The sequence below is a fragment of the Vibrio sp. A11 genome (assembly GCF_013048705.1).
In the GTDB taxonomy this organism is placed as follows: Bacteria; Pseudomonadota; Gammaproteobacteria; order Enterobacterales; family Vibrionaceae; genus Vibrio; species Vibrio metschnikovii.
Genome location: NZ_VHSI01000031.1, coordinates 1 through 8,204, shown reverse-complemented (window position 1 = coordinate 8,204; position 8,204 = coordinate 1). Strand labels below are relative to the sequence as shown.

At 39.7% G+C, this 8,204-nt stretch carries 8 protein-coding genes; 4 read left to right on the top strand and 4 right to left on the bottom strand.

Annotated elements, in window-relative coordinates:
- Positions 1 to 324: 324 nt before the first annotated feature.
- The 3 genes from FKQ60_RS16740 to FKQ60_RS16730 all read right to left on the bottom strand — a co-directional run bounded on the left by FKQ60_RS16740 (position 325) and on the right by FKQ60_RS16730 (position 3,315).
- Positions 325 to 1,581 (bottom strand): Y-family DNA polymerase, encoded by a 1,257-nt coding sequence (locus tag FKQ60_RS16740; RefSeq protein WP_170905749.1) that lies wholly within the window; start codon positions 1,579 to 1,581, stop codon positions 325 to 327.
- A complete protein-coding gene (gene umuD / locus FKQ60_RS16735) occupies positions 1,581 to 1,988 on the bottom strand; it encodes a translesion error-prone DNA polymerase V autoproteolytic subunit (protein ID WP_170905750.1) in 408 nt (135 codons plus the stop codon). Before umuD ends, FKQ60_RS16740 begins: the two co-directional genes overlap by 1 nt.
- Positions 1,989 to 2,217: 229 nt before the next feature.
- Positions 2,218 to 3,315, bottom strand: a complete 1,098-nt coding sequence (locus tag FKQ60_RS16730) for an RNA-guided endonuclease TnpB family protein (protein WP_170906784.1) — start codon at positions 3,313 to 3,315, stop codon at positions 2,218 to 2,220.
- Between the two features lie 65 nt (positions 3,316 to 3,380).
- Here FKQ60_RS16730 and tnpA point away from each other — a divergent pair, with 65 nt between their 5' ends.
- Complete coding sequence (gene tnpA, locus FKQ60_RS16725; RefSeq protein ID WP_170905755.1) at positions 3,381 to 3,800, top strand: IS200/IS605 family transposase; 420 nt, start codon at positions 3,381 to 3,383, stop codon at positions 3,798 to 3,800.
- Positions 3,801 to 3,852: 52 nt separating this feature from the next.
- On the opposite strand, the gene FKQ60_RS16720 is transcribed toward tnpA, so the two are convergent.
- On the bottom strand, positions 3,853 to 4,185 hold the full coding sequence (locus FKQ60_RS16720; protein ID WP_170905723.1) for a hypothetical protein: 333 nt from the start codon (positions 4,183 to 4,185) through the stop codon (positions 3,853 to 3,855).
- Between the two features lie 758 nt (positions 4,186 to 4,943).
- On the opposite strand from FKQ60_RS16720, the gene FKQ60_RS16710 reads away from it, so the two are divergent.
- The 3 genes from FKQ60_RS16710 (at position 4,944) to FKQ60_RS16700 (ending at position 7,990) form a co-directional block, all read left to right on the top strand.
- A complete protein-coding gene (locus tag FKQ60_RS16710; protein WP_170905724.1) occupies positions 4,944 to 6,053 on the top strand; it encodes a hypothetical protein in 1,110 nt (369 codons plus the stop codon).
- Complete coding sequence (locus tag FKQ60_RS16705; protein ID WP_004394098.1) at positions 6,050 to 7,117, top strand: AAA family ATPase; 1,068 nt, start codon at positions 6,050 to 6,052, stop codon at positions 7,115 to 7,117. The genes FKQ60_RS16710 and FKQ60_RS16705 overlap by 4 nt, the downstream gene beginning before the upstream one ends.
- Before the next feature lie 669 nt (positions 7,118 to 7,786).
- Complete coding sequence (locus FKQ60_RS16700; RefSeq protein WP_346009513.1) at positions 7,787 to 7,990, top strand: hypothetical protein; 204 nt, start codon at positions 7,787 to 7,789, stop codon at positions 7,988 to 7,990.
- The last annotated feature ends 214 nt before the right edge of the window (positions 7,991 to 8,204 follow it).

Here is an 8,204-nt window from a genome sequence, read left to right as displayed (position 1 = left end):
ACCCTTCTTACTCAGCTGCCATACGCTGAAACTCTTGAGCAAATAGAAGCGCTACTGCCTTGGAACTTGGCTAAAGACTAGATCGTTGTGGTTGGAACATGAGTTATGCTGAGTAATGAGCGCTTACCTTCAATTTATGATCAGGTTAGTGGCAATATTGAGGGATTAGACTAAGCAGGGGCGAATAATGTCTCAAACAGCTGCATTCAGATAACTTTTTGTAGGGCAAATGTACATTAACAGAATGTGTATGAGCTTTTGCTTTAGATGATTTTGGGGCAAAACCAAGCTAGCTCTGTATTAGGTAGAGCATAATTTACACTATCAGCATTTGATTTTTGGTAAATCATGCCAACGGGTGGTGTATTGAGGCGACAACATTTCACGCCGCATTGCCCATTTTTGACTTATGCCTTGAGCAGCAAGGAAAATAGCATCACTCCCAAATCGATTGTTTAACGTGTCATACACATTCATAAGCTTAGGGTTATTCGGGGTCAGGTTGAACAGATCGGGCTGCTCATGCTGCCCGTCAACTAAGTCAATCAGCCCAACACCAATTTTATAAAACCTCACATCCTGTTGAAATAACTGCTCAGCCAGTTTAGAGGCAGCTTGAGTTATTAGGGTTACATCAGCAGTTGGATACGCAAAACGATGAACCGCTCGGCGTGCCACAGGAAGCGAGTCAAACGGTGAACTGTTAGCGAAACAAAGCATAACTCGACACAGTGATTTTTGTTTTCGAGCCTTAAGGGAAGCAATATTCGCATGCTTGCACAATGCTTGCTGCAACGACTCAAGGTCAGTAATCCTCTGCCCTGCACTGCGGGTAGAAAATATTTGTTTCTTATCCGCTCTAGCGGTATCCCAACCCTTACATTTTTGTCCATTGAGTTCACGTACTGTACGCTCCACTTCTACGTTAAACTCTTTTCTAATCAGTGCAGGAGGGTAATTAGCAAGCTTGAGCGCCGTATTAATTCCTATCATCTCTAATCGATGAGTTAGTTTCCTGCCTATGCCCCATACCTCTGAGACATGCAGTTGCCCTAAAACCGCCCTACGCTCTCGTTCGCTATCTAAGACACATACCCCATTATATCCCTCAATTTTTTTCGCAGCATGATTGGCCACTTTGGCGAGTGTCAATGTTTGCCCAAATCCGACACATACGGGTAATCGACATTCACGCCAAACAGCGCGTCGTAATTTCATTCCATGCTCTTTGAGAGAACGAATGGCTGGAAAGCTATGCTCAAATGAAAGGAAAGACTCATCGATACTGTATATGTGTTGTTCAGGTGCGAAGCGACCAATAACCTGCATCATTTTGGCAGATAAATCCGCATACAACTCATAGTTCGATGACAGAGCAATCACCCCCTTCTGTTCACAAAGTGCTTTAACTTGAAAGTATGGTTTGAACTTTTCTATACCAACTTCTTTAGCTTGTCGATTTGCTGCGACAATGCAACCGTCATTGTTGGACAAAACGATCATAGGCTTTCCACGCCAATCGGGGCGAAAAACTTGCTCAGCGCTACAGTAGAAAGAATTAGCATCAACCAAAGCAAACATTATCTCGATCTCAACAATGGACTCACTCGGTGGCAGCGAATTGAGCGAGTTACAATACCTTCGAGGGAAAATTGATCCAATTCGTGGATAGGAACGGGCTGGTATCGCTCATTAGCAGAGAGGAGTAATCGACGATTGAGGTCGATTTGTTTACAAATAAATTCCCCATTGAAGTTCGCCACTATGATATCGAAATCTTGTACATCTAATGAGCGATCTACAATAAGTAAATCTTTGTCGAAGATACCCACATCTTGCATAGAATCTCCACATGCGTATCCCAGAAAGGTGGCACAAGGATGCTCAATAAGAAGCTGGTCTAGATCTAAAGCGAGTTGAGTATACTCTTCAGCAGGACTCTCGAAGCCTGTGATACCAGCATGAGCAAAGATAGGGATGACTTTCATAAAAATATATACTGTATATGGATACAGTATATTGTATTCCAGATTAGGTATTTTGCAACAGCACTGCTGAGATAGGATTTCTGAGCTTAATATCTTGAACTACCACACCCCTAAAGGAGTGTGGATTCCTGTCGTCGGCGACATTTGCGCTCCATTACTAAAATCGAGTCGGCTTACATTGTCTCTTACAGGCGTTTAATGTGTTGGTAGTCCCTACCACCACAAATACTTAAACTGCTAACCGTAACCCCTCTATGTGGATATTGTTAGCGGCATTCAAATCCCTGTCGTTTACAGAACCGCAGTCGCATCGCCATTCACGAATAGCAAGTGACCATTTGCCCTGATATACAGCCCCACAACAAGCACACAATTTAGAGCTTGGGAACCACTGATCAATCTTAGACACTCTTCGACCATACCAAGCAGCTTTGTACTCTAGCTGCCTGACAATTTCGCCAAAGTTTGCGTCACTAATTGCTTTTGCTAGCTTTTTGTTTTTCAACATGTTTTTAACTCGCAATGACTCGATACAGATCACTTGGTTTTCGTTTATCAGTTTCGTTGTCATTTTATGCGTGAAATCAACACGACAATTTGCAATCTTCTCGTGGATCTTTGCCACGATGATGCGTTGCTTATTGAAATTATTAGAACCTTTCGTCTTCTTGGAAAGTTTACGTTGAGCTTTAGCCAGCTTCTTCTCGTACTTCTTGGTGTATTTGGGATTGTTGAATACAACGCCATCAGAACAAGCCGCAAGTGATTTGATACCAACGTCTACACCCACAGTTTTGCTTGCGATAGGTAACGGTTGAATTTCTGTTTCAACAAGCATCGAAATGAAGTATTTGCCTGTTTTAGTTTTGGACACATAGACGGAAGACGGGCTGCCATTGAACGGTCTTGATAGTTTGACTTTCAATGAATTTTTCATCTTGGCTAAAGTGATTTGCTTTGTTTCAGCGTTGAATTTAAAAGCGTTAGCCATGTAGCAAGCGGATTGCTTACCATGTTTGTTTTTGAACTTAGGATAGCCAAATCCAGATTTGAAAAATGCTTTAAACGCTTTATCAAGATGACGGAGCGATTGCTGTAATGGCACACTTGAGACGTTCTTCAACCAAGAATAATCCGCATCTTTTTTAAGCGTAGTTAAATTTTGATTCCAATCGCTGAAGTTGGTTTTGTTACCTTGTTCATACTGTTCTTTCGAGAAAGCCAAAGCATTGTTGTAAACAAATCGCACGCAGCCAAAGGTATGCTCAAGCATTTCTGCTTGCTCTTTACTTGGCTTAAACCGATATTTGTAAGCTACTAATGTCATTTGGTCTTTCCTGATAAGATGCCTTATTATGGATAGACTTAAACAACAAATCAATAGTTGGTCTAATGACACATAGCCAAGAACATCCGATCCGTCGAGGTCGTCATTGCGTCAGCGCATTACACGCACATTTGGTTTTTGTCACCAAGTATCGGCGGAAGGTGTTCAATGACGAAATACTGATTCGTTTGGAGCAAATATTAAGAGAAGTATGTAACGATTTTGAAGTTGAGCTAAAGGAGTTCAACGGTGAGAAAGATCACGTTCATCTAATGCTTGAGTACCCTCCAAAAGTGCAGTTATCGAAGCTGATCAATTCATTGAAAGGGGTTAGTTCTAGGCTTCTACGGCAAGAGTTCCCTGTCATTCATCGTTACTTGTGGAAAGGGGCGCTTTGGAGTCCTAGTTACTTTGCTGGATCTTGCGGAGGAGCAAGTCTTGAAGTTTTAACTAGGTACATTGAGAGTCAGAATCGTCCTGACTAATTTTTGCTACTTCGTAGCAATGCCTTACATCCTCCCCATAAATGGGGAGGTTTTACGCCAAAATGATAAACGGGTTGAGCATTTGTTCTTCATTGGTGAGGTTTTGTACCATGAATGTGGTGCTCAGTGGTTCGAGTTGCAGTTGATCCCACATAAGTCCGGTTTCGAGTTCGACTTTCACTTCCAAATATTCATTAACAAACGCTGGCACGACCACGGCATCGATACGCTCAATAAGTAAAGGCAGATAATGCCCAACATGAGTGAACGTAGCGCTCTCTCCGGCAAAGTGATTGGCGATGCCTATCACTTCATCTTCCCCAAAGAGTAAAGGTGCACCTGTATTACGTGAGTGAAGATGTTGAGTATCACTGTCTTTCGTCACTAGGGTAAATTGATCGCTTTCGCCATCCTAGCCATTTAGGATGGAAGCTGAGTAAGTCTCGATACTATCGAGCAACGGCTAACGAAATAAGAAGTATCGCCCGATTAGGGCGGTGAGTAGTCACACTCTTCTCAGCGAATTTTACAAATCTTATCTTGACTATGTTTCTGCCGTTTTACTCAATCGCAACATAAGATAACCTCAGCTTGTTCTTGTGTTGGGTAAATGCGTACTTTTGTTACTCTCAACACAAATTATAATGCTGTGTGGATAGAGCATTATAATCACCAAGTAGCCTCTTTCTATCTTAAAGTGCTATCGCACTTTCGGCTCATATCCCCACCCTCAGAATAGGCGAGGGTTTACGGCGAGATTGCTAAAAACAATTAATTTTAAATAATTATTTTTGCATTCAGCTGGAATGTTCAGCCTGAACATTGACAAAATATTCCCAATAAAATCGTAGTTAACGCTACCCTAACTTCTCCCCGCCAGAATTGGGCGAGGGTTTATGGCAGAGTTGCTAAAACGGTAAAGAGTCTGTTTAACCTAAACAGAATACCGTGAATCCCCTACAGCTTAAGATTTCTTACCTTCCTTAAATTAAGCTATAAATGACATTTCCTAAAATTAAGCTAAAAAACCATTAACACGACTATATATTGTCTAATTTTAAGGTATAAATCACATTTTCAAAGCTCATTTTCCTCTTTTTAAGGTATGTGGTATGCTTCATCAAAAGCAAATAGGTACAGGCAATGAGTAGTAATATGGATAATTTGGAAGGCTACTTTCCGGCTGAAATAGTCAACGAAGCATTTGGCAACAGACCATCAACTACCACTTTGATGGATTGCATTTTTCTCCCAGGTCGAGTTCCACGTGACCTAACGTCAAAAATAAGCGCGGATCCAGGGCATTTAGAGCAGCAGCTTTTAGCTCAAAAACCGTTAATGTCTACCAGTCTTTCAAAGCCATACTGGAAAAAGGGAGCTAACAAAAGAGAATTCGATACTGTTCGTATTGATGTCTATAGCGCTGTTTGCTTAGCTGATGATAGACATCTACTAGAAGGTATTGTCAGTGTCGGAGGAATGTATGTTGATTTGTCTGGATTAACATTAAGACAAGCGATTGAGATCGCACAAATTAACGTCGAGATTGATAGGCTTTCTAATCAATACCACGATCTTCTAGATACAAAAATGTTTAGTGGTGTATATGATTATTTTTTATGTGATTTTACTACCTTATTTGATTTTCTTAATCTAAAAAATCAAAAGGCAAACAAGAACACAGTAATGACGAGACTACAAAGACTCTCACAAATGCTGTTAATCTTAGATTACGAGAAACAAGGCGAAACACTCCCACAATTTCATACAAGAATGAAACTCGTAGACAGTAACTACATCCCTCTACTTGTACTGGACGGAGTCAAGAATAAAAGCTCAATTAGAGCCGATACCATTACTCACTTTATTGTCGGTGTACATAAAACGTTTACTGCTTCTTTACGGCAAGAGGGGGCAATAAGTCGTAAAAGATTCTTAAAAGTCTATCCACAACTGACAGGAAAACATGCTGTCACTGATTTTTGTAAATACCTTGATGCACATAAACGGGAATTCTTGCATGGTAAGTATTTAACTGAGCTCATCAAAGACTATTATGCAAATAAGATCAGAGTATCAAAACAGCACGTTAGTCGTCATATCAACAATACCATGACTGAAGTCGTGTTAAAAAAAGAAGTTCTGTATCGAGATTTTGGGTTACTACTTCAAGAAAAAAACAATCATGATAAAAAGAAAGATTATATCTTACTTTATATCGGCGATGACGAAAAAGAGGAGACGACAAAATGACATCTTCTATAAATAATCAAGATGTTATAGCCTTAAGCGAACAGGAAATCACCAGTAATTTAGCCTCTAATCAGAAAGAACAAATATTGAAAGGGTTATTTAGAGGTAGTATTGGCTTTCTGATCGCTCCACCTGATTCGGGAAAAAGTTATCTCGCTCTTTCAATTGCTTATGAAATGGCGTTACCAGAATATCCACTAATCGGGGTAAGCCATAGTAATAACAAAGCGCTTAAAACGTTAATCTGGCCAATTGAAGATTCATTACCTGGAACTCTACCTCGCATCCAAACCCATTTGTCGCGGTTTTCGATTAGTGTGAAAGAGCGCTTGAAGGAAAATGTGGGGATTTACTGTCATGCCGATCCTATTTGTTGCTCAGGCGGAGCAAAACATACCAAAGAATGGCAAGAATCATCCAAAGCTCTAGATAAATTAATAAATACGGCCAAATCATTTGACCTCATAATTATAGATACTCTTCGAGATGCCATTGGCTCTGCAAACGTTGTTGAAGATGACTATTACATAAGAATAGCGTTAGAAAAACTCGCACAGGAAGCAGATGCCGCCGTTTTAGTTGTCCATCATCCAACAAAAGATGTGAGTAGGGGAAAAGACGTTATAAACAGTGTCTCTGGCTCAGGTTTATCTTCGACGTTATCTAAATCGAAACTGCATTTATACTTAGATCAAGTTGTAGATAAAAAGGATGGTACAATCCAAGAGACTCGCTTGCGACATATCAAGGCGAATTACATTCCATATGATCAACAATGGAAAAGGCCAATTCAATTGCATTGGAGCGAAGGTTCCTTGTTACATCTAGATAGTAAAAGTCTGATGCAATTGGAACTAGAAGAGGTTAGTCAAGAGAGAAAGACTCAAAAAGTATCTAGAAAGCGCCTAAGTCAATTATCTGAAAAGCAAGTAATCATTGAACGCAATGATTCTCTCTTATCTGAAGAATCAAAACGTTTGGCTGAGCAAACAACACATGGTCCATTTGGGAGCGGAATGGCTTCTGAATTGTCTGAGCTAAGAACGACAAAATCAAAATTATAACTCTCTGTTTATTTGTTATTTTTACTCTTTTCCTGTCTTGAAATGTTATAAATTTCCTATTATTAAGCTATTTTTAGGATTGTTTCATTTCCTAATATTAAGCTTAATATTAGGCTTACTTCCTAACATTAAGCTATTGGAACAAGCGTTATTTCCTAATAATAAGCTTTAACTTCCTAACATTAAGCTATCACCACCACAAACAAAGCTTAAAATTAGGAAATTTCCTTTTATTAAGCTTTGTTTTTACTCCTATGATCTTATGATCCTATGGATCTATATATGATCAGTAACGTGCGTCGCTGATGCGACTTCGTTGATCATCATAGATGCATTCACTGCTATGCGCAGTAAATGCATCTATGATGATTTAAGTTTTTAAAGCTCCCATCTTAAGACTAATCAGTTAAAAGACTCGTTACAGTTAAAAATTACTAATGATGTTTAAAGCATTTTAAGTTGTAACGTTTGTATGTATATTTTAGTTATTGTGATCTCTTGATTGTTGTCATTGTCAAGACCATCTGTCATGGCGCGTGAGTGAGTGTCCCGTTCCAATTTAGCCCAGATTTATCTAACACTTTTCAGCTATCTTCTTTGCCTAATCGATTGTAATGCGATAAACCTATAACATACCTTAGATTTAGTATGAGGATGTATTTAGTGCGAGTGAAAATTGAACAAAATGAAGATGGCGAACGCTACTTCTTAATACCTGATGAATTACAAAAAGACTTGGCTTGGAACGAAGGTGATCCAATAGAATGGATTGATAATGGTGATGGAAGTTTGACTTTAAGGAAGCTCAGTAAGCTCGAAGCATTAAAGTTAAAAGCATTTGAAGACCCATACGTGAAAGCTGAGTATGACTGACTAAAGCATGATTCTAAGTTTGATCCACAACTTCTACGCAATGAGTCGCACCTTAGTACCTAAGCCAAGGCGTGAAAGTCGATAAACCGTGAGCTTACGGCAGCATAGCTCAACTTAACTCGCCAGCTCTGGTTTACTAAGTGCTTATCCAATATAAGGAAGGCACCATGCAAAACCAGAAAAACCTGATTCAGGCCACTGCTGACTTTGAGCA

Coding starts and splice junctions, on each gene's coding strand:
- FKQ60_RS16710 (WP_170905724.1), top strand. CDS start 4,944: ATGAGTAGTAATATGGATAATTTGGAAGGCTACTTTCCGGCTGAAATA.
- umuD (WP_170905750.1), bottom strand. CDS start 1,988: ATGAAAGTCATCCCTATCTTTGCTCATGCTGGTATCACAGGCTTCGAG.
- tnpA (WP_170905755.1), top strand. CDS start 3,381: ATGACACATAGCCAAGAACATCCGATCCGTCGAGGTCGTCATTGCGTC.
- FKQ60_RS16740 (WP_170905749.1), bottom strand. CDS start 1,581: ATGTTTGCTTTGGTTGATGCTAATTCTTTCTACTGTAGCGCTGAGCAA.
- FKQ60_RS16730 (WP_170906784.1), bottom strand. CDS start 3,315: ATGACATTAGTAGCTTACAAATATCGGTTTAAGCCAAGTAAAGAGCAA.
- FKQ60_RS16705 (WP_004394098.1), top strand. CDS start 6,050: ATGACATCTTCTATAAATAATCAAGATGTTATAGCCTTAAGCGAACAG.